This is a genomic window from Acinetobacter sp. 16, assembly GCF_033439925.1.
Lineage (GTDB): Bacteria > Pseudomonadota > Gammaproteobacteria > Pseudomonadales > Moraxellaceae > Acinetobacter > Acinetobacter junii.
Genome location: NZ_CP137746.1, coordinates 260,228 through 281,602, shown reverse-complemented (window position 1 = coordinate 281,602; position 21,375 = coordinate 260,228). Strand labels below are relative to the sequence as shown.

Here is a 21,375-nt window from a genome sequence, read left to right as displayed (position 1 = left end):
AATTGTAGTTTTACACTTAAATTGTGATTATTTTGACATTTTCAGACAAAAAGAAAGGGAAAGCATGTTTCCCTTTCTTTTAAATATTAACGATGAGCTTTAGCCTTAGGTTTACTCTTTCCTGAAAATGGCTTTTTATCACCAGTTTCACGCGGTGGTAAACCTGTATGTTGCGTTAAGATTTGTCCTTTTTGTGGACGTTTCTGACTCGATTGAGACTGCGGACGAGACTGTTGACCACGTTTTACAGAATCACCAGCCACGGTCGAGTTTTTCTTACGAGCAGACTTATATTCACCTTCAGCCGTGCCTTGTGGCTGATAGGTTGGAATCAGATGCTGTTTCGAATTACCAATTAAATCCGAACGCCCCATTTCTTTCAGTGCTTCACGTAATAAAGGCCAGTTATTTGGATCATGGTAACGCAAGAAAGCTTTATGCAAACGACGACGTTTTTCGCCTTTCACGATATCGACATTTTCAGTATAACGCGCCACTTTAGACAATGGATTCTTGCCTGAATAATACATAGTGGTCGCAGTTGCCATTGGCGATGGATAGAAGGTTTGTACCTGATCGGCACGGAAACCATTCTTTTTCAGCCAAATCGCCAAGTTCATCATGTCGTAATCCGTTGTACCCGGATGCGCAGCGATGAAGTAAGGAATTAAATATTGTTCCTTCCCTGCTTCCTTACTAAAACGCTCAAACATTTGTTTAAAGCGGTCGTAAGTTCCGATCCCTGGTTTCATCATCTTGGATAATGGACCATGTTCGGTATGCTCAGGTGCAATTTTCAGATAGCCACCAACATGGTGCTGTACCAACTCTTTGACATATTCAGGGTTTAATACTGCGAGATCATAACGCAGACCAGAACCAATCAAAATCTTCTTCACGCCTTTGATTTCACGTGCTTTACGATAAAGCTGAACCAATGGCGCATGATCAGTGTGTAAGTTTTGACAAACACCTGGATAAACACAAGACGGTTTACGGCAGTTCTTCTCGATTTCAGGGTCATTACAATGCAAACGGTACATGTTTGCCGTTGGACCACCTAAGTCTGAGATAATGCCTGTAAATTGAGGTGCAGTATCACGGATCTTTTCAATTTCACGCAGAATTGATTCTTCAGAACGGTTTTGAATAATACGACCTTCATGTTCAGTAATCGAACAGAACGTACAACCACCAAAACAACCACGCATGATATTCACAGAGAATTTGATCATATCAAATGCAGGGAAACGCGCATTACCATAAGCTGGATGCGGTAAACGTGCATAAGGTAAATCAAAGACATAATCCATTTCTTCCGTTGTTAACGGAATTGGTGGTGGATTAATCCAAACATCACGTTCGCCATGGCGTTGTACCAATGCGCGAGCATTTCCTGGATTGGTTTCCAGATGCAAAATACGGTTGGCGTGCGCATACAGCACTTGATCATTGGCGACTTCTTCAAAAGAAGGCAAACGAATCACAGCGAGTTCACGTGGAGGTAACTTATGTTTAATCGCTTTGGATGGCGCAGGTTTTAACTGTACGATCTGCGTATCTGGATCAAGTTGATCCCCTTCACGAACGATTGGATTGGTCACAATTTCTTTTTGGAAATTTTGATATTGTGCGAGTGAGTTGCCTTTTTCTTTTTCAACTTCACAGCCATCAATATCTTCAGTCATGACATATGGATTGATAATTGGGTCTACACGACCAATCGTATCCACATCATTACTTGCGATTTCAACAAATTGTGCTTTTGATGCTTTATTGTGTTTATTAATAATAAATGCAGTACCACGAACATCAGTGATGTCATGAACTTTCTCACCTTTAGCTAAACGATGCATCACTTCAATGATTGCACGCTCACCATTTCCATACATTAATAAATCGGCTTTAGAATCCATCAAGATTGAACGGCGAACCTTGTCTGACCAATAATCATAATGAGCAATACGACGTAGGCTACCTTCAATCCCACCGAGCAATACTGGCACATCAGGAAAAGCCTCACGGCAACGCTGACAATACACCGTGGCAGCACGATCTGGACGTTTATTCGGTTCATTATTTGGCGAATAAGCATCATCTGAACGGATTTTACGATCTGCCGTATAACGGTTAATCATCGAATCCATATTGCCCGCAGTTACGCCCCACGCAATGGTTGGTTTACCTAAAACACGGAAACTTTCAACATTGGTCCAATCTGGTTGAGCAATAATACCTACACGGAAGCCTTGTGCTTCGAGCACACGCCCAATCACACCCGATACAAAAGATGGATGATCAATATAAGCGTCACCACAAACTAAAATAAAGTCACACGCATCCCAACCGAGTAGATCCATTTCTTCTCGTGACATCGGCAAAAATGGTGCGGGTTCAAAACACGACGCCCAATATTTGTCGTAATCAAACAGCGCTTTAGGCGCAGTCTGCTTGGTATAGGCAGTAGACATAGCTTGCGAATCTCGGCTAGCAGATGAAGGAGAGACATCTAAAGATGAAAGCCGATCATTTTAACATGAATTCAATTCATTTTCCCTGTTTATAAAGCATTCAAGAACAAGGAGATAACAAATTATTTGTACAAAGTTTATTCAGATTTAATAATTTAGGCTGAACGTTGTAATTTACCAAGATATAAAGCGGATACTAACCCAATCACCAAAACCACACTAACACTCAAATTAATTCCAATCCAGCCAAACTGCTCCCAAACCAATCCACCGAAGCTGCCGAGCAAACTTGAACCAATGTAATAGCAGAATAAATACAGCGAGGATGCCACTGCACGATATTGAACTGCTTGTACTGAAACCCAACTACTTGCGGTCGAATGCGCTGCAAAAAATGAAAAAGCGAAGATAATCAAACCGATCAAAATTGACCATAATGATGGAATGAGTGTAAACCACAAGCCAATCATCATCGTCATTAACATCATCGGCAGAACTTTAACTCGTCCATACTTAAAGCCCCATTGCGCGGCTTTAGGCGAACTATAAATACCTGCTAGATAAGCAATCGAAATCACACCAATCCATGCTTGTGATAAGTGAAATGGTGCTTCTAATAAATGATAGCTAATGTAGTTAAATACTGTCACTAAACAGCCCATTAAGATAAAACCTTGGGCAAATAAAATCCTTAATTTTGAATCTTTTAAGTTTTGTTCAAATGCATCCTTAAAGCGAGAAAACCGAAAGGGATACGGTTTAAAGTGCTGCGATTTGGGCAATAAAAAATAAAATAAACAAGCGATAATCAGATTTAGAAAACCAATAATATAAGTAGCAGATTGCCAAGAAATAAAATCAACTAAAACTCCCGCGATTAAACGCCCTCCCATTCCACCAATTGCCGTACCTGAAATATATAGCCCCATGGCAAAACCGATATCTTTTTGTGCGATCTCCTCTCCAATATAGGTCATTGCAACCGCTGCGACACCACTCACTGCTAAGCCAATAAAAATACGAGTAGTCAGAAAAATTTCCCAAATCGGAAATGAAGCACTAATCAGCAATAATATGGAAACAAAAAATAAGGCAAACACCATAATCCTTTTGCGTCCATAACGATCAGATATGAATCCTGTGAACAACAAACCAATCGCGAGTGCAATGGTTGAAAAAGATAAAGGGAAACTACTGTGGGTCGGTGTGACCTGAAAGAATTTTGCAAAGATTGGCATCATCGGCTGTACACAGTACAAAGATGAAAAGGAAGCAAAACCAGCAAAGAACAAAGACCATAAAATCGCGGTAAACGATTTTGAACCATATTCAATATGGGTTGGGCGTGTAACTGATTCAGACATGAGGACTCCTTCTGCCTGATCAGTATACGCTTTCAACCGAAATGAGGAATGACCATTTCGGCTAATTTTACCCGACGTTTAAAATAATGCTTTCGGCAAACGAATCTGGATAATTTCGTTGTCGTCCGCAAGTTTGGCATTACGTCCCGAAGAACCTGGGAAATTATTGTCATTCAATACAGTTAATGTCGTTCCATTTTCAATAATTACATCTTCAATCGTTTCAAATGGGAAAGCAAAGACCTGACCTGTTCCAATATCCCCTTCACGCGCTGTGCCATAGAGTAAATTTGGATTGGCAATTTTGATTAAATCCAACAAATCTTCACGCACTACCATTTGTTTAGGCTCGGTCAAAGTAACTCGTATCAGCTTTTTATACCCACCTAAATTATTTTGGCTCGCATCACGTTCGATGATGATGCCATCTTTATCACTAAACAATTGGAAATCACCGATATTGGTTGCCTTGCTATTTAAAGCGAACCAATAATATTGTCCCGTATAGCTTTTCTTCTGAATATCAAATTGAGAAATCAGAAGTTGACCTGTAGCATCATTCAGCAATGGCTTTTCCAGTAAAGGATATAGATATTTGCCATCTGGAGAAATCGCCATTCCCTCAAAGCCCCCACTGCGCTGTACCAAAGGCTCAACAAAATTGATGTTGGCTTTGTTGAATTGGTTTTGAGGGGAACGTAGTTCTTGGGCTGAATTTAAAGGATTAGGCAATCCAATTGGTGCATCCAATAAAACTCCTTCTGCTGAGAAATGTAATAAGTAAGGGCCAAACTCATCACCGATCCAATAGCTCCCATCTACTGCACGTTGCATCGACTCAGGATCAAAATCGGCACCCGTTAATAATCGTTCTGAAGTACTTCCATTCACAATTTCAAATGGAATACGTTTATTGGGATCACGTAATTGAATAAAGCTTTGGACTGAAACTTGCCCTGTACCTTTATTTTTTGTTCTGAAATCGGCTTTGATTTTATAAATACGCAATAAATAATCCGCTGAATTGTCTTGCGTACCAAAACCATTATCAGACATCGCCATATAACTACCGTCTTCATTTTTCAAAGCAGCCGAGAAACCTTGTACAGGTTGCCCTTTAAATGGTGGATAAATACCATTACCGCCACTGACAGCATTGCCAGAATCAGGTCCAATCGCATAGGTTTCTACAGGCAGCTTAGCAAAAGAAATCAAGGTCGGCTCAGTCACTTGATCTACCGATGTTTTTTGATCTTGATCATCATCATTACATGCCGTTAAAGCCAAAGCACTACAGCACAATAAAGCCAATAAAGTTTTCTTGTTCATGGTTTTATACATTTGGTAAAAATTAAGAAAAATTAGAACAAGTTTTTATGAAGCTTTGACTTCAATAAAATGACATCTTTATGGCGATGCAATCAGATGCTTTCTCCTTAAAACTCTGTTTTGTTTTAGAGTTTTGTGGGCTGATATTCACCTGCAATCGCAGCTTTTAAAAAATTCTGAAAAGTCGGACATTGCATATGATTTTCTGCGGGACATATCGCAGCATGTCTCAATCCTTCGCTAATAAAATGTAAACGTCGTGTCATTTGTTCTAATTGTTCTGCCTTATCATTCAGCATTTTCCGATCCAACTCAGGCTTTCCATCCTGCCCAAACATGCTTGCAATTTCATCCAATGAAAAGCCTGCTGCTCGACCTAATGCAATGAGAGCCAGTTGATCCAAAACTTGTTTACTGTACTGACGACGTAAGCCATGACGACCAATCGATTTGATTAACCCTTTCTGTTCATAAAAGCGCAATGTCGATGTCGTGAGCTTTGCTTTTTTTGCGACTTCACCAATATCCATAAATCCCCCTTGACTTCAAGTTGACTTGAACTTGCACAATCAATTTATCAGATTTTATTGGTAAAGGCTCAAGGTGATGAAATGAATGTGTTGGAACGATTGATCTACATTTTTGGACTTGGTATTGGTGCAACCATCATCATGGATATTTGGTTGTTGATATTAAAAATATTCAATATCCCAACGTTAAATTTTGCTTTACTTGGACGTTGGATTGGCTGGATTTTGCGTGGAAAAATCCAGCATCAATCCATTTCTCAAAGTCCAGAAATTCGACATGAATACCTACTTGGCTGGATTGCTCATTACAGTGTGGGTGTCATTTTCTCTTTCAGCTTTATTTTAATGGTAGGCCAAAATTGGTTGGCTGAACCTCAATTTCGTTCTGCACTTTCCTTTGGTGTGATCACTGTTTTGATCCCTTTCCTGATCATGCAACCCGCGATGGGTTTAGGTATCGCTGCCTCAAAAACACCTCAGCCTTTTATTAACCGCATCAAAAGCTTGATCAATCACAGTATTTTTGGGGGTGGCTTATTTCTCACCGCTGAATTATTTAATTTTTTCTAATCGAGGACGACTCCATGAAATCTATCGCAATTATCTACCATAGCCGCCAAGGTCATACTCAATTTATTGCAGAGCAAATTCAAATAGGTGCTGCACAAGTAGAGAATATTCAAATTGATTTGTTTACAGCAGAATCATTGATGGCTCATCCAGACCTCATCACCCAATATGATGGACTCATTTGGGGTAGTCCAACTTATTTAGGCGGTGTTTCAGGCACCTTCAAACAACTGATGGATCTCACAGGACCATTATGGAAAAAGCAAAGCCTAAAAGGAAAACTCGCGGCAGGATTTACGGTTTCATCACTTCCTGCTGGAGATAAACAGTCGACACTCATTTCACTTTTCACCTTTTGTATGCAACACGGTATGATATGGATTGGTAATCCTGTTCTACCTGAACAACATCAAGGTATACCTTATACTCAGGCACTCAATCGTCTTGGTTCTTGGTCAGGTTTAATGGCACAAGCTGAACATCAAAGTGCAGCCAATGCGTTTGATTTTGGTGATATTAAAACCGCCCAATTATTCGGGCAAAATTTTGCATTAAATTTAAATGCAATTCAGAGGTGATTACGTGAAGGCAGCAAGTCTTTTATTTCCATTCATATTATCTTGCATGATGTCATTTCTCATCTCAGGAATTACTACCTTTAAAGCGGTAGGTTTAATTGATAACTTCTTTTCAATGTGGATGTCAGCTTGGATTGTGGCGTGGATGTTTGCATTTCCAAGTGTATTAGTCTGTGCACCGATTGCTCAAAAGCTAGTAGCATGGATAATAAAGACAGCCAATTTGAAACATTGAGATATTCAACTATGTAAGCCACAGCCTACACGAAATCAAGTGATTAACGCATATACAACATGCCAATACTTACCTAGAATGCAAGACATAGAGACAGGATGTCTCATTTAAAATAATAAAAAGCACAGGACGTGGTCATCGACAGGAGTTGGTGATAGCACCAAATACGAAGAAGCCTCGACAGGAAGTCGAGGCTTCTTTTTTTCTAAATTAAGTCAAGCCTAAAATATAAAAACGAACGATTTTGCCTATGAACCATCATTGACCCGCAATAGGCCTCTTTTTTACTATCCGCGTGCTTTTATAGAATGGACACACTTTTTTCACGATGATAACGCGATACAGATTTTCTTTTACTCAGTTTCAAAACAAATGTCTTAAACTCAGCTTTATAGTTATTAGTGCCTACTTCATCGTTGCATGTACAACAACAAAATCACCAACAATCAACCATTCACAACAATTTTCACAAGGCATTCAAACGGCTTTTTCTGTTCATCCAACGACTGCAAATCGTGTCGCACCGATGATTCTGCAAAGCGCTGAATCTTATAATATTTCTCCACATTTACTTGCTGCACTGATTCGACAAGAATCTAGCTATATCGCCAATGCCAGATCATCAGCAGATGCTGTGGGATTGACCCAAGTACGTCCCAAGTTTTGGCAACAGACCTGTTCTGGAAATCTTTATGATGAACAGATTAATATTAATTGTGGCGCATACATTCTTGCAAAATACTATCAAGCGACTGGTGATTGGTTCAAAGCACTTGGTTATTACAATGTCGGACCAACCGGTTATAAAAGAAGCCTCTACATGCGCAATCAAGCACATCGCTACGCCAACTCAGTAAAACGCCATGAGCAAGCTTTAAAAGAAGCATTATGATTACATCATGTACGCATATACGTACATCAGTTTCGGTGATTAGCGAATATACGACTAAAGTATAAAGCTCTATCATAAGAATCATAAAGAGACAGGAAGTCTCATTCAGAACAACAAGAAGCACAGGACGTGGTCGTTGACAGGAGTTAACGGCAAGAAACCAAATATGAAAAAGCCTCGACAGGATGTCGGGGCTTTTTTTATGTCCAAACAATGCTCTTCACATGATCGTAAAATAACTATTATTGACTCATTTACATGGTGTTAATACCATCAATTCATCTTGGTACTTTTGGTTTATTATTTTGCAATTCTTATTCAATCATACTGATCAATACAGTCGTATCAATAAATTTAATAGAATGATTTTAAAAATTAGTTTGAGCATGATAGCGATCAGTATGACAGCATGCAGTAGTTTAAGCGGATCATTTGCAAACCGATCTAATCAATTGTCTTCAGGTTTGCAAAATGCTTATTCTGTTGCTCCAAATACTGCCAATCGTTTATCTCCTATGATTGTGCAAAGTGCTGAACGTTATGATGTTTCACCGACTTTACTTGCTGCACTAATTCGCCAAGAATCAAATTTTAATAGCTCAGCGCGCTCTCCTACAGGTGCGATTGGTCTAACTCAAATTATTTCTAGTTATTGGAGTACGTCTTGCCCTGGCAATTTGTATGATGAAAATACCAATATCAACTGTGGTGCTTATATTCTTTCCAGCTATTACAAATCTGCTGGAAGTTGGTCTAAAGCTGTAGCGTATTACAATGTTGGACCGACAGGCTATGAACGTAGTTTTTGGACTCGCCATAAAGCGAAGAAATATGCACGCTCAGTTAAGCGCCATGAAAAAACCTTAAAAAAAGCCTTATAATAGAAGTAATAAAAAACCATGCGCTTAGGCATGGTTTTTACTCACTCAACAATGCAATCAAGCTTCGTCAAATAAACCTTCAAATAAAACAGAAGATAAATAACGCTCACCACTATCAGGCAAAATCACCACAATGGTTTTACCGGTATTTTCAGGACGTTCTGCAATTTGAGCTGCTGCTGCTAAAGCTGCACCACTTGAGATACCAACCAAAATGCCTTCTTGAGTTGCACACTTTCTTGCCCACTCAATCGCATCAGCACTATTCACTGGTACAACCTCATCCACCAAATCCAAATCTAAGTTCTTAGGAATGAAGTTCGCTCCAATGCCTTGAATCTTATGCGGTGCGGGTGAAATGCTTTCACCATTTTTAGTTTGAGTAATGATTGGAGATTCAGCAGGTTCAACTGCGACAGAATAAATTGGCTTATTCTGAACTTGCTCAAAATAACGAGAAATGCCAGTAATTGTCCCGCCCGTGCCAACACCTGCAACTAGAATATCAACTTGCCCATTGGTTGCCTGCCAGATTTCTGGACCTGTGGTGTCAACATGAATCTGTGGATTGGCTGGATTTTCAAATTGTTGTGGTAGAAAATAAAGCTTTGGATTTTCCGTTGCTAAACGAACCGCTTCATCTACTGCACCTTTCATACCTTTAGCAGGTTCAGTTAAAACAAGATTCGCACCTAAAGCTTTTAATACTTTTCTGCGTTCTAAACTCATACTGGCTGGCATCGTCAAAGTGATTGGATAACCTTTTGCCGCTGCAACGAATGCTAATGCAATTCCTGTATTGCCACTGGTTGGTTCAACAATATGCATACCCGCTTTCAACACACCACGCTTTTCCGCATCCGCAATCAAAGCTGCACCAATACGGCACTTCACTGAGAATGCAGGATTTCGACTTTCAACTTTTGCCAATACTGTTGCGCCAGTTTTAATCAGACGATTGATACGAACCAATGGTGTATTACCAATCGCTTCAGCATTGTTTGAATATACTGCTATCCCTAAGTTTGCAGGCGTTGGAAATTGTTGATCGGTCGACATGTTATTTCCTTATTAGATTTGGAATGATTCTCAATCATTATAGGCTTGTCAGCTGAGTAGGAAAGTAGAAAACGTAGGATTTATGAAAAGTTATATTTTAATGAGCTAACTCTACTTCATCATCCACTAATATGTGTGTTGTATCACTCAACAAGATTGCTACACGGCTACAGTGAACCATAAGATGTTCCAACCATCTTTGCCGCAGCTAAGAGCTCTAAAGTATAAGTCGCAGGAATATTCTTGTTTGCAGCATCTTCTATCAGTTGTTGTCGAACAAATTCTTGTTTCTTTTTCAGCTCTTCGACTATTTCAGTTAATTCATTTACCAATGATTCAGGTAAATTTGAAAAAGGTTGCTGCAGTAAATAAGAAATATTCTGCTCCAAAACTGTGGCGAAACGCTGTGCTAAATCATAAATAATGCTTTGATTTTGAACAAATTCAATTTTAGAAACATCAGCTAAATCATTTTTAAGCACTCGAACATACACAACTAACCGTAACAAAATAATAAAGCGCTGCTGATCAATATTCGACTGTGGAATCGACATTTCTTTTAGATACTGCTCAACTTTTACAAGTGTATGATCATATTCACTTATATTTACAAGTGAAGGAATAATCTCGTTTCGGATACAACGAACCAATACACTGTACATATCTGCAATCGACTTCAATAATGCTCGTTCTACTGCTGCAATTGCCAATGCTGGAACGCTATAAAGTGACTCATCCAAATAACAGGTCGTCACAGGCTCTTGTTCAGGTAGTAAACGGATAATCAGTTGCTCAAATTTAGGTAAAAGAGGCATGAAAATACATGCTCCCAATAAGCTAAAAGCTGTATGAAATGCTGCAACTAACAATACTTCATCTAATTGATGGATCGCATCCACATGTTGATATGCCCATACAAAGATTGGAGACAAAATAAGAAAAGCAAAAATTGCCGTAACTACATTAAAAACAACATGAACCGCTGCTGTCCGCTTTGCACTTGTGGTCGCTCCCATCGCCGCGAGTACTGCTGTTGCGACGGTCCCAATGTTCTGACCGATCACTAATGCTAAAGTTTGTTCAAAATTGATTGCTTGAGTAGATAATGCTGCCAATGTCGTTGTTATTGCTGCACTTGATGACTGTAATAGAATGGTCATCAAAATGCCTATCACCACTAAAATGACCTTCATTATAAGTGTTGGCTCTGCCCAACGAGATAAATCAATAAGTTCAGCGATACCACTCATCGCATCTTGTAATATTTGAATTCCAAAGAATAGCAGGCCGAATCCAGTTAAAGTTAATCCTAAAAAAGAAACTTTTTCATTACCTAATACTTTAAGCAGAGCTCCAATTCCGATCATAGGTAAGGCGAAACTTGCAATTGAGAATTTCAATCCCAGCAGTGCAACTAACCATCCCGTACTTGTTGTCCCTATGTTCGCTCCGATAATCACTCCAATTGCATGACTAAAACTAAGAACGCCTGCACTGACAAAACCAATTGTTGCTAAAGTAGTAGCTGTAGAGGATTGTACAACTACAGTTAGACCAATCCCTGATAAAACAGCTTTAATCGGAGAATTTGTAAATCCAACTAACCATTGTCGTAGAGCTTCACCAGCGATTGCTTTTAAGCTATCCGTCATCAGAGACATGCCTAAAAGGAATAGGCCTATACCACCTAGCAACTGGATAATTACATTCAATGCTGAATTCCTTTTTTATAATTATGAATTTAACTCGATTATAAATTGAAGTAGAGATAAAACAATTGAGATTAGTTTTAAGTTTTCTTATTTCAATAAAAAACACCCCTAACCGTTAGGTTAGGGGTGTTTTAGATTTAAAAGCTGGCGATGACTTACTCTCACATGGCAAACGCCACACTACCATCAGCGCGAAGAGGTTTCACTTCTGAGTTCGGGAAGGGATCAGGTGGTTCACTCTTGCTATTGTCGCCAGCAAACTGTTGTGGTGTTTTCGGGTCTTATTCACATTAATTAATAATGTTTGCCTTACTTACGATCCAAAGAGTTATTAACGGATTAGATAATTGGTCTGTATTGTAACTAGTTTGTACACTAAATCAAGTTATGTATTGAATTTATCTTGAATACAACAACTGTTTGGGTGTTGTATAGTCAAGCCTCACGAGCAATTAGTATTGGTCAGCTTCACACGTCACCGTGCTTCCACACCCAACCTATCAACGTCCTAGTCTCGAACGGCTCTTTAGAGGAATAAATTCCTAGGGAAATCTTATCTTGAGGTAGGCTTCCCGCTTAGATGCTTTCAGCGGTTATCCCTTCCGAACATAGCTACCCGGCGATGCCACTGGCGTGACAACCGGTACACCAGAGGTTCGTCCACTCTGGTCCTCTCGTACTAGGAGCAGATCCTCTCAAATTTCCAGCGCCCACGGTAGATAGGGACCGAACTGTCTCACGACGTTCTAAACCCAGCTCGCGTACCTCTTTAAATGGCGAACAGCCATACCCTTGGGACCTGCTTCAGCCCCAGGATGAGATGAGCCGACATCGAGGTGCCAAACACCGCCGTCGATATGAACTCTTGGGCGGTATCAGCCTGTTATCCCCAGAGTACCTTTTATCCGTTGAGCGATGGCCCTTCCATACAGAACCACCGGATCACTAAGACCTACTTTCGTACCTGCTCGACTTGTGGGTCTCGCAGTTAAGCGCGCTTTTGCCTTTATACTCTACGCGTGATTTCCGACCACGCTGAGCGCACCTTCGTACTCCTCCGTTACTCTTTAGGAGGAGACCGCCCCAGTCAAACTACCCACCAGACATGGTCCTCGTCCCGGATTACGGGACAGAGTTAGAACCTCAACATTACCAGGGTGGTATTTCAAGGACGGCTCCATTGGAACTAGCGTTCCAACTTCAAAGCCTCCCACCTATCCTACACAAGTAAGGTCAAAGTTCAATGTCAAGCTGCAGTAAAGGTTCACGGGGTCTTTCCGTCTAGCCGCGGGTACACTGCATCTTCACAGCGATTTCGATTTCACTGAGCCTCTGCTGGAGACAGCGCCGCCATCATTATGCCATTCGTGCAGGTCGGAACTTACCCGACAAGGAATTTCGCTACCTTAGGACCGTTATAGTTACGGCCGCCGTTTACTGGGGCTTCGATCAAGAGCTTCGCTTACGCTAACCCCATCAATTAACCTTCCAGCACCGGGCAGGCATCACACCCTATACGTCCACTTTCGTGTTTGCAGAGTGCTATGTTTTTAATAAACAGTTGCAGCGGCCTGGTTTCTGCGGCTGCCAACCGCTCAGGGAGCAAGTCCCATCACCGTCAGCAGCGTACCTTCTCCCGAAGTTACGGTACCATTTTGCCTAGTTCCTTCAGCAGAGTTCTCTCAAGCGCTTTGGTCTACTCGACCTGACCACCTGTGTCGGTTTCGGGTACGATTCCTGTGTAACTGAAGCTTAGAGACTTTTCCTGGAAGCATGGTATCAGCCACTTCACTGTACAAGTACAGCTTGCTATCGACTCTCAGCATAGAGCACCCCGGATTTGCCTAAGATGCATGCCTACGGTCTTCCACCTGGACAACCAACGCCAGGCTGACTTAACCTTCTCCGTCCTCTCATCGCATTACACAGAAGTATTGGAATATTAACCAATTTCCCATCGACTACGCCTCTCGGCCTCGCCTTAGGGGTCGACTCACCCAGCCCCGATTAACGTTGGACTGGAACCCTTGGTCTTTCAGCGAACGGGTTTTTCACCCGTTTTGTCGTTACTCACGTCAGCATTCGCACTTCTGATACCTCCAGCATACTTCTCAATACACCTTCATCGGCTTACAGAACGCTCCCCTACCACTTGACTAATGTCAAATCCGCAGCTTCGGCACATAGTTTTAGCCCCGTTACATCTTCCGCGCAGGCCGACTCGACTAGTGAGCTATTACGCTTTCTTTAAAGGGTGGCTGCTTCTAAGCCAACCTCCTAGCTGTCTATGCCTTCCCACATCGTTTCCCACTTAACTATGATTTTGGGGCCTTAGCTGGCGGTCTGGATTGTTTTCCTCTTGACTACGGACGTTAGCACCCGCAGTCTGTCTCCCGGATAGTACTCATTGGTATTCGGAGTTTGCATCGGTTTGGTAAGTCGGGATGACCCCCTAGCCGAAACAGTGCTCTACCCCCAATGGTATTCGTCCGAGGCGCTACCTAAATAGCTTTCGGGGAGAACCAGCTATCACCAGGCTTGATTAGCCTTTCACCCCTATCCACAAGTCATCCCCTGGCTTTTCAACGACAGTGGGTTCGGTCCTCCAGTTAGTGTTACCCAACCTTCAACCTGCTCATGGATAGATCGCCTGGTTTCGGGTCTATACCCAGCAACTAAACGCCCTATTAAGACTCGATTTCTCTACGGCTCCCCTATTCGGTTAACCTCGCTACTGAATATAAGTCGCTGACCCATTATACAAAAGGTACGCAGTCACCGAACAAGTCGGCTCCCACTGCTTGTATGCATGCGGTTTCAGGATCTATTTCACTCCCCTCACAGGGGTTCTTTTCGCCTTTCCCTCACGGTACTGGTTCACTATCGGTCAGTCAGGAGTATTTAGCCTTGGAGGATGGTCCCCCCATATTCAGACAAGGTTTCACGTGCCTCGCCCTACTCGTCATCATTATGTGTGCCCTTTCGTGTACGGGAATATCACCCTCTACGTTCGCACTTCCCAGAGCGTTCCACTAAAACACACATAACTTAATGGGCTGCTCCCCGTTCGCTCGCCGCTACTAAGGGAATCTCAATTGATTTCTTTTCCTAAGGGTACTGAGATGTTTCACTTCCCCTCGTTCGCTTCATAAACCTATGTATTCAGTTTATGATACCCGCCTTATAGCGGGTGGGTTCCCCCATTCAGAAATCTCCGGATCAAAGGATATTTGCCGCCTCCCCGGAGCTTTTCGCAGGCTATCACGTCTTTCATCGCCTCTGACTGCCAAGGCATCCACCACATGCACTTAATTACTTGACTATACAACCCCAAACAGTCGTTAACACATACAAGTGAGTGTTATCGTTGCAAACTTAATTGCTACTGGTTTGTTGTCTGTGAATTTAATCACCATACAGCTTCAATCTAAATTCATATACCAAAACGCTTGATTCAGTGTTTTTGCTAGTTCTCAGATTAAATATTAATTTAACAATTACTTGTTATCTTCCTATTTAATCGAGTTTGAACAATTTATTTCAGACTCAAATTCTAATCTGTTAATGATTAACTACCGCCTCGTCAGCGAGTAGTAAACTGTGATAAATCACAGAAGTTAATAAACTCAAATCAAAATCTCTTTTGATTTATTTAGATATTTATTAATTTCTATAATTTACTCTAGCTTTGAATTAAATGTTTCATCTAATTCGTGGTGGAGACTAGGAGAGTCGAACTCCTGACCTCCTGCGTGCAAAGCAGGCGCTCTACCAACTAAGCTAAGTCCCCAGCTTTAATCATAATGAACGACATATCTTTTTATCTAGCAGCTTGTGATTATTCATCACTTCGTCAGTAGTGGTGGGTCTGACAAGACTTGAACTTGTGACCCCACGCTTATCAAGCGTGTGCTCTAACCAACTGAGCTACAGACCCTCAGATACATCTTCGAAGAACAACTTGTTGTGGATTCTTACCGGTCACCAATCTTTCGTTAAGGAGGTGATCCAGCCGCAGGTTCCCCTACGGCTACCTTGTTACGACTTCACCCCAGTCATCGGCCACACCGTGGTAAGCGTCCTCCTTGCGGTTAGACTACCTACTTCTGGTGCAACAAACTCCCATGGTGTGACGGGCGGTGTGTACAAGGCCCGGGAACGTATTCACCGCGGCATTCTGATCCGCGATTACTAGCGATTCCGACTTCATGGAGTCGAGTTGCAGACTCCAATCCGGACTACGATCGGCTTTTTGAGATTAGCATCACATCGCTGTGTAGCAACCCTTTGTACCGACCATTGTAGCACGTGTGTAGCCCTGGCCGTAAGGGCCATGATGACTTGACGTCGTCCCCGCCTTCCTCCAGTTTGTCACTGGCAGTATCCTTAAAGTTCCCATCCGAAATGCTGGCAAGTAAGGAAAAGGGTTGCGCTCGTTGCGGGACTTAACCCAACATCTCACGACACGAGCTGACGACAGCCATGCAGCACCTGTATCTAGATTCCCGAAGGCACCAATCCATCTCTGGAAAGTTTCTAGTATGTCAAGGCCAGGTAAGGTTCTTCGCGTTGCATCGAATTAAACCACATGCTCCACCGCTTGTGCGGGCCCCCGTCAATTCATTTGAGTTTTAGTCTTGCGACCGTACTCCCCAGGCGGTCTACTTATCGCGTTAGCTGCGCCACTAAAGCCTCAAAGGCCCCAACGGCTAGTAGACATCGTTTACGGCATGGACTACCAGGGTATCTAATCCTGTTTGCTCCCCATGCTTTCGTACCTCAGCGTCAGTATTAGGCCAGATGGCTGCCTTCGCCATCGGTATTCCTCCAGATCTCTACGCATTTCACCGCTACACCTGGAATTCTACCATCCTCTCCCATACTCTAGCTTCCCAGTATCGAATGCAATTCCCAAGTTAAGCTCGGGGATTTCACATCCGACTTAAAAAGCCGCCTACGCACGCTTTACGCCCAGTAAATCCGATTAACGCTCGCACCCTCTGTATTACCGCGGCTGCTGGCACAGAGTTAGCCGGTGCTTATTCTGCGAGTAACGTCCACTATCCAAGAGTATTAGTCTCAGTAGCCTCCTCCTCGCTTAAAGTGCTTTACAACCATAAGGCCTTCTTCACACACGCGGCATGGCTGGATCAGGGTTCCCCCCATTGTCCAATATTCCCCACTGCTGCCTCCCGTAGGAGTCTGGGCCGTGTCTCAGTCCCAGTGTGGCGGATCATCCTCTCAGACCCGCTACAGATCGTCGCCTTGGTAGGCCTTTACCCCACCAACTAGCTAATCCGACTTAGGCTCATCTATTAGCGCAAGGTCCGAAGATCCCCTGCTTTCTCCCGTAGGACGTATGCGGTATTAGCATTCCTTTCGGAATGTTGTCCCCCACTAATAGGCAGATTCCTAAGCATTACTCACCCGTCCGCCGCTAAGATAAGGTGCAAGCACCTCATCTCCGCTCGACTTGCATGTGTTAAGCCTGCCGCCAGCGTTCAATCTGAGCCATGATCAAACTCTTCAGTTAAAATCATTTTGCACCTTAGTTAAGACAAGGTGCTAATTCTGGCTCATCAATTTTCTGACTAAAAATTCGCTCAAATAAACTTCGAGAAATTTCTACCATTCAATCAATGAAAATTATTTCGATCGATCAACCAGTAAAAATCCACACAAGTTGTTCTTCTATTCTCTTAATGATCTTCTCGATGATTCGTCATCATCAAGCTAGGTCGGCTATATTACTCTAAATTTCTTTAAAGTCAACAGGTAATTTAGATATTTTTAAAACTTATCAACCAACCCAAGAATCCAACCATTTTAGCCAAATCCTTGTTTCTCAATAAGTTTTTATCCGCATCACCGCCGATGGATGTGCATTCTACAGCATTTCAGGAGGGTTGCAAGCGGTTTTAAAAATTTAATTATTTGGTTGTTTTATTTTTAAACTTTAACTTATCTAATCTACTGATTTATATAATTTAAAATTTATTAATTATAAGAAAAAATGAATTTTACAAACCTAAGCCTCTGTAATTTAATAATTTTATTAAAAATTTGTTTTAATTATCGACAGAAAACTAGCTCTATTTTTATATTTAGCCTGTATTTTAGACAACATCCTGAGTTAGAAAATATTTCTTAAAGTTCAATAATGCTCAAATTTAATTCATTCAAAATAAAATAACGGCTTCAATTACTTTGAAGCCATTATTTTAATCTCTCATAAAATTATTTTTGAGGGTTAGGAAGTTGTCGTTCGTACAATATTTAAGAAATAAAGATGTCGTTCATACTGATCAATAATGTCCTGAATTAAATCTTCTTGCGTCCAATCCATTACATCATAGTTTTGACCACCTTCTCGCAAAAACACTTCGGCTTGGAAATATGAAGAATCATCAATCTCAGATCGACCGAGCATAAAACTCGGTGGAAGCGTTGCATGTGATACGACTTTATAAATAAAGTTAATTTCATGCTGATGGTCAACATGTAGCTGCAAGCCCTGTTCAGTCTCTTGAATGTCAACTTCTAAATGTCGACGTTTGAATTCTCGTTGAATGCTTTCAAAGGCTTTACGAACATCATTAGCAATATAGTTTCTCACCTCTTGTTCTGTATGCGGATAATGCATAATCAATCCTAAACGTTGCTGCCAACTTCGTGGGTTGTTGATTGCGCGTGGTGTGATACGTGCCTCTTGGATAGCTCGAGTTTTGGTTACATCCAAATTCAATGCTTTTAAAAGCCCCCAACTCATCAACAACATCACAATCGTAAAAGGCAATGCACTCATAATAATGGATGACTGTAATGCGGCTAGACCACCGACGAGTAAAAGCGTAATCGCCAATAGCGCCATCAAGACAGTCCAAAATAAACGCTGCCAAGTCGGTGAGTTTTCAGTTTTTGAGGTGAGATAATCCGTCACCAATGCACCCGAATCAGCTGAGGTAACGAAAAAAAGTATAACCAAAAGCGTGGCAACAGAACTTAAAATTCCTGAGAATGGAAGATGATTTAAAAATTCGAATAATGCAACCGAAGAGTCTAACTGTACCGCCTGAATTAAATTGGTATTGCTTTCTTGCATGATGCTAAAAAGTGCCGCATTTCCTAAAAAGCCCATCCAAATAATAGTAAAGCCTGTAGGAATCAGTAATACACCAACAATAAACTCGCGAATTGTTCGTCCTCTTGATACTCTTGCAATAAACATTCCCACGAATGGAGACCATGAAATCCACCATGCCCAATAAAGGATTGTCCATCCTCCAATCCAACCATTGGGTTGATAGGCATAAAGATTAAAAGTCATCGCAAATAAATTTGAGATGTAAGAACCTGTATTTTGAATCGTGGTCTGTAACAGATAGATACTCGGCCCTGCAATAAATACAAAAGCAAGAAGGGTTAAAGCGAGAATTAGATTTAATTCAGAAAGGCGTTTCACGCCTTTATCGAGTCCTAGAAAAACAGATAAAGATGCCAAAATACTGACAAATATAATAAGTCCAACTTGGATATTTGTACTTTGTTCTATCCCAAATAAATAATGCAAACCTGAATTAATTTGCGTTACCCCAAAACCCAATGAAGTCGCGACACCAAATACAGTTCCAATCGTTGCAAAAGTATCAATACTATCGCCCAAAGGGCCATAAATCCGTTCACCGATAATAGGATAAAGTGCTGAACGTGTTTTTAAAGGCAAATTATGTCGATACGCAAAATACGCTAGAGCTAAACCCACCAAGGCATAAATTGCCCATGCATGTAATCCCCAATGAAAAAAGGTAATTCTTAATGCTTGTTGAGCTGAGGCGACACTTTCAGGATCACCACTCGGCGGACTGACATAGTGCATGACAGGTTCAGCCACACCAAAAAACATCAAACCAATCCCCATGCCTGCCGTAAATAGCATGGCAAACCACGAACCATTTTTATATTCAGGCTGGCTGTGATCAGGTCCGAGTTTGATTTTCCCACTGTCCGAACAGGCGATGTAAATCAGTAGAATAAGGAAAACGGCGACTGATAATACATAGAACCAACTAAACGAATCAGTGATCCACTGTTTCAGTTGTTGAGTTAAAAACTCAAACGAGCTTGGGGCAATTATCACAATTGCTAAGAAAATTGCGATAATAATGACTGTGCTAAAAAACACATTTGGATTCACATTCGCAAACTGCGAAGGAGTCTTGGAAGACATAATTCACCCATATTATTTTAATGATCATGACAGACCTATAGGTCAAATAAGACATTCACTTAATGTGAACAAAAGCGAGTTCAAAACAAGAAAAACTCAAACAAAAGTATATAAAACGTGAAAAATAACGCAGTTGTAATGCTGTAACAGAATTAAAGATTAATCTTGTGAATTTTTCGGTGCATGAGGAATATATTGTAGCGCGATTAATCTCGAAACAATCACTGCAAAATACATCACACCGCCAAACATCTGTAGCATGGTTAATACTCGAGCGGCTGGACTGAGTGGCATAAGATCAGATAATCCTGTGGCTGATTGCAAACTAAAACTCAAAAAGAGTAGGTCTAACCAACGTTGTAAGGCTTCAGGATGGTTTGGATTTTGAAAACTATTCGGCAAAATAATCTGACAAATACTATATAAAAAAGCGAATGCCCAAGCGATCAAAGTAAATACGGCACCAGCCGCAAATAATTCGTCTTTTGTGAGATAACGATCTGAAAACATATACCTTAGTAAACCATACGCTGCATAAAAATAGGCTAAGGCTTCAAAACTGTATGCCGTAATCTGTATTGTATGATTGTCAAAACCGACAAAGATCAAAATAGAAAATATAAATGCGCCACTGACAAAGAACAGTCCCCAAAATGCAAATACTGGGGTTTGTCGAATGACTTTTGCAATAATAAGTAAGGCTAAAACGCCTAATGACCATGTTAATGCACGATAGGCACTATCGTCATAAGTGATTGTAGCTAAAATTAATAAAGCCAATTGCACCAATAAGAGCCAAGCTGATGGCAACAATCTAAATCCATTCCAAAACTGTTTTATTGTTTGCATTACTTTTTCCATGTCCAAATTATTGTTTTTCTGAACTCATGATATGGCATCTAAATAAGAAATAATCATATTGGTGAGTTCTTGTTGTAAGCGTTGTTCTTCGATTAAAAACGTATTCTTACTGGCATAACGCATCATTGTAAATAATGTACTGTTAATAATCACAAAGGACTTATGTTTTAAAGTTTCAAAATCCCAATGCGGATAATAACGCCCAAATAAATACATCCCTATTTCTAAAAAATGCTGTTCCAAAACTTGCGCTGCATCTGAATCACTATAAGCGTGCCAGTTTTTTAAAATTTCGATGAAAAAACCTTCATCGGATTTTAGGGACTCAAAACCAAATGCAATACTCAATCTGATGATATCTTGAATCGCAGTCTGTTGTTGAAGCATCACCAGCTGTTTCAGTGCTTGTCCTAAATTTTCACTTTTTCTTAACAGCAGTTCAGAAACAATCTGATCTTTATTTTCAAAGTATTGATAAATCGAACCAACGCTTACACCTGATTTTTCTGAAATTTTTGATGTTGTGAGTTGCAGAATCCCCTGTTCGGAAATGCATTTTTGCGTACCTTCCAAAATACTTTCAACGATCATTTTGGCGCGTTGTTGTTGTGGGCGTTTTCTCATCAAGAGGCTCTGTTAAAATGCGAATTGAATGCGAATAAACAT

General features: G+C 41.0%; 13 protein-coding genes, 2 tRNA genes, 3 rRNA genes and 1 pseudogene. 5 read left to right on the top strand and 14 right to left on the bottom strand.

Annotated elements, in window-relative coordinates; all coding sequences use genetic code 11:
- Nucleotides 1-86: 86 nt before the first annotated feature.
- The 4 genes from R2H34_RS01300 to R2H34_RS01285 all read right to left on the bottom strand — a co-directional run bounded on the left by R2H34_RS01300 (nt 87) and on the right by R2H34_RS01285 (nt 5,694).
- A complete protein-coding gene (locus tag R2H34_RS01300) occupies nt 87-2,471 on the bottom strand; it encodes a YgiQ family radical SAM protein (protein ID WP_004958398.1) in 2,385 nt (794 codons plus the stop codon).
- 155 nt (nt 2,472-2,626) lie between these two features.
- Nucleotides 2,627-3,835 (bottom strand): MFS transporter, encoded by a 1,209-nt coding sequence (locus R2H34_RS01295; protein WP_151711476.1) that lies wholly within the window; start codon nt 3,833-3,835, stop codon nt 2,627-2,629.
- 78 nt (nt 3,836-3,913) lie between these two features.
- The gene (locus R2H34_RS01290) at nt 3,914-5,164 is read right to left on the bottom strand and encodes an esterase-like activity of phytase family protein (protein WP_167543090.1); all 1,251 of its coding nucleotides are present in this window, start codon (nt 5,162-5,164) and stop codon (nt 3,914-3,916) included.
- A 125-nt stretch (nt 5,165-5,289) separates the two neighbouring features.
- A complete protein-coding gene (locus R2H34_RS01285; RefSeq protein WP_042892297.1) occupies nt 5,290-5,694 on the bottom strand; it encodes a helix-turn-helix domain-containing protein in 405 nt (134 codons plus the stop codon).
- Between the two features lie 81 nt (nt 5,695-5,775).
- On the opposite strand from R2H34_RS01285, the gene R2H34_RS01280 reads away from it, so the two are divergent.
- The 5 genes from R2H34_RS01280 (at nt 5,776) to R2H34_RS01260 (ending at nt 8,850) form a co-directional block, all read left to right on the top strand.
- Nucleotides 5,776-6,264 carry a DUF2938 domain-containing protein gene (locus R2H34_RS01280; protein WP_075696862.1) on the top strand — a complete coding sequence of 163 codons (489 nt, stop codon included), beginning with the start codon at nt 5,776-5,778 and terminating at the stop codon, nt 6,262-6,264.
- 14 nt (nt 6,265-6,278) lie between these two features.
- Complete coding sequence (locus R2H34_RS01275) at nt 6,279-6,842, top strand: flavodoxin family protein (RefSeq protein ID WP_042892292.1); 564 nt, start codon at nt 6,279-6,281, stop codon at nt 6,840-6,842.
- Nucleotides 6,843-6,846: 4 nt separating this feature from the next.
- A complete protein-coding gene (locus R2H34_RS01270; protein WP_004917151.1) occupies nt 6,847-7,077 on the top strand; it encodes a DUF2798 domain-containing protein in 231 nt (76 codons plus the stop codon).
- 328 nt (nt 7,078-7,405) lie between these two features.
- Nucleotides 7,406-7,969 (top strand): lytic transglycosylase domain-containing protein, encoded by a 564-nt coding sequence (locus R2H34_RS01265; protein WP_004917154.1) that lies wholly within the window; start codon nt 7,406-7,408, stop codon nt 7,967-7,969.
- Between the two features lie 362 nt (nt 7,970-8,331).
- Entirely contained in the window at nt 8,332-8,850 is a 519-nt protein-coding gene (locus tag R2H34_RS01260) for a lytic transglycosylase domain-containing protein (RefSeq protein WP_042893722.1), read from the top strand.
- A 57-nt stretch (nt 8,851-8,907) separates the two neighbouring features.
- On the opposite strand, the gene cysK is transcribed toward R2H34_RS01260, so the two are convergent.
- The 10 genes and pseudogenes from cysK to R2H34_RS01210 form a co-directional block, all read right to left on the bottom strand.
- Nucleotides 8,908-9,909 (bottom strand): cysteine synthase A, encoded by a 1,002-nt coding sequence (cysK, locus tag R2H34_RS01255; protein ID WP_075695879.1) that lies wholly within the window; start codon nt 9,907-9,909, stop codon nt 8,908-8,910.
- Between the two features lie 97 nt (nt 9,910-10,006).
- A pseudogene (locus R2H34_RS01250) lies at nt 10,007-11,561 on the bottom strand (Na/Pi cotransporter family protein).
- 202 nt (nt 11,562-11,763) lie between these two features.
- A 5S ribosomal RNA gene (gene rrf / locus R2H34_RS01245) occupies nt 11,764-11,878 on the bottom strand.
- Between the two features lie 174 nt (nt 11,879-12,052).
- A 23S ribosomal RNA gene (locus R2H34_RS01240) occupies nt 12,053-14,943 on the bottom strand.
- Nucleotides 14,944-15,335: 392 nt separating this feature from the next.
- Nucleotides 15,336-15,411, bottom strand: a tRNA-Ala gene (locus R2H34_RS01235).
- 70 nt (nt 15,412-15,481) lie between these two features.
- Nucleotides 15,482-15,558 (bottom strand) — tRNA-Ile (locus tag R2H34_RS01230).
- A gap of 59 nt (nt 15,559-15,617) precedes the next feature.
- Nucleotides 15,618-17,154 (bottom strand): 16S ribosomal RNA (locus tag R2H34_RS01225).
- The 16S, 23S and 5S rRNA genes sit together here with 2 tRNA genes alongside, the layout of an rRNA operon.
- Before the next feature lie 717 nt (nt 17,155-17,871).
- Entirely contained in the window at nt 17,872-19,848 is a 1,977-nt protein-coding gene (locus tag R2H34_RS01220) for a BCCT family transporter (protein ID WP_075695880.1), read from the bottom strand.
- Between the two features lie 159 nt (nt 19,849-20,007).
- On the bottom strand, nt 20,008-20,697 hold the full coding sequence (locus R2H34_RS01215; RefSeq protein WP_004956532.1) for an ion channel: 690 nt from the start codon (nt 20,695-20,697) through the stop codon (nt 20,008-20,010).
- Between the two features lie 36 nt (nt 20,698-20,733).
- Nucleotides 20,734-21,333, bottom strand: coding sequence for a TetR/AcrR family transcriptional regulator (locus tag R2H34_RS01210; protein ID WP_042892173.1), 600 nt, complete (start codon nt 21,331-21,333; stop codon nt 20,734-20,736).
- Between the last annotated feature and the right edge of the window lie 42 nt (nt 21,334-21,375).

Coding starts and splice junctions, on each gene's coding strand:
- R2H34_RS01300 (WP_004958398.1), bottom strand. CDS start 2,471: ATGTCTACTGCCTATACCAAGCAGACTGCGCCTAAAGCGCTGTTTGAT.
- R2H34_RS01295 (WP_151711476.1), bottom strand. CDS start 3,835: ATGTCTGAATCAGTTACACGCCCAACCCATATTGAATATGGTTCAAAA.
- R2H34_RS01290 (WP_167543090.1), bottom strand. CDS start 5,164: ATGAACAAGAAAACTTTATTGGCTTTATTGTGCTGTAGTGCTTTGGCT.
- R2H34_RS01285 (WP_042892297.1), bottom strand. CDS start 5,694: ATGGATATTGGTGAAGTCGCAAAAAAAGCAAAGCTCACGACATCGACA.
- R2H34_RS01280 (WP_075696862.1), top strand. CDS start 5,776: ATGAATGTGTTGGAACGATTGATCTACATTTTTGGACTTGGTATTGGT.
- R2H34_RS01275 (WP_042892292.1), top strand. CDS start 6,279: ATGAAATCTATCGCAATTATCTACCATAGCCGCCAAGGTCATACTCAA.
- R2H34_RS01265 (WP_004917154.1), top strand. CDS start 7,406: ATGATAACGCGATACAGATTTTCTTTTACTCAGTTTCAAAACAAATGT.
- R2H34_RS01260 (WP_042893722.1), top strand. CDS start 8,332: ATGATTTTAAAAATTAGTTTGAGCATGATAGCGATCAGTATGACAGCA.
- cysK (WP_075695879.1), bottom strand. CDS start 9,909: ATGTCGACCGATCAACAATTTCCAACGCCTGCAAACTTAGGGATAGCA.
- R2H34_RS01220 (WP_075695880.1), bottom strand. CDS start 19,848: ATGTCTTCCAAGACTCCTTCGCAGTTTGCGAATGTGAATCCAAATGTG.
- R2H34_RS01215 (WP_004956532.1), bottom strand. CDS start 20,697: ATGCAAACAATAAAACAGTTTTGGAATGGATTTAGATTGTTGCCATCA.
- R2H34_RS01210 (WP_042892173.1), bottom strand. CDS start 21,333: ATGAGAAAACGCCCACAACAACAACGCGCCAAAATGATCGTTGAAAGT.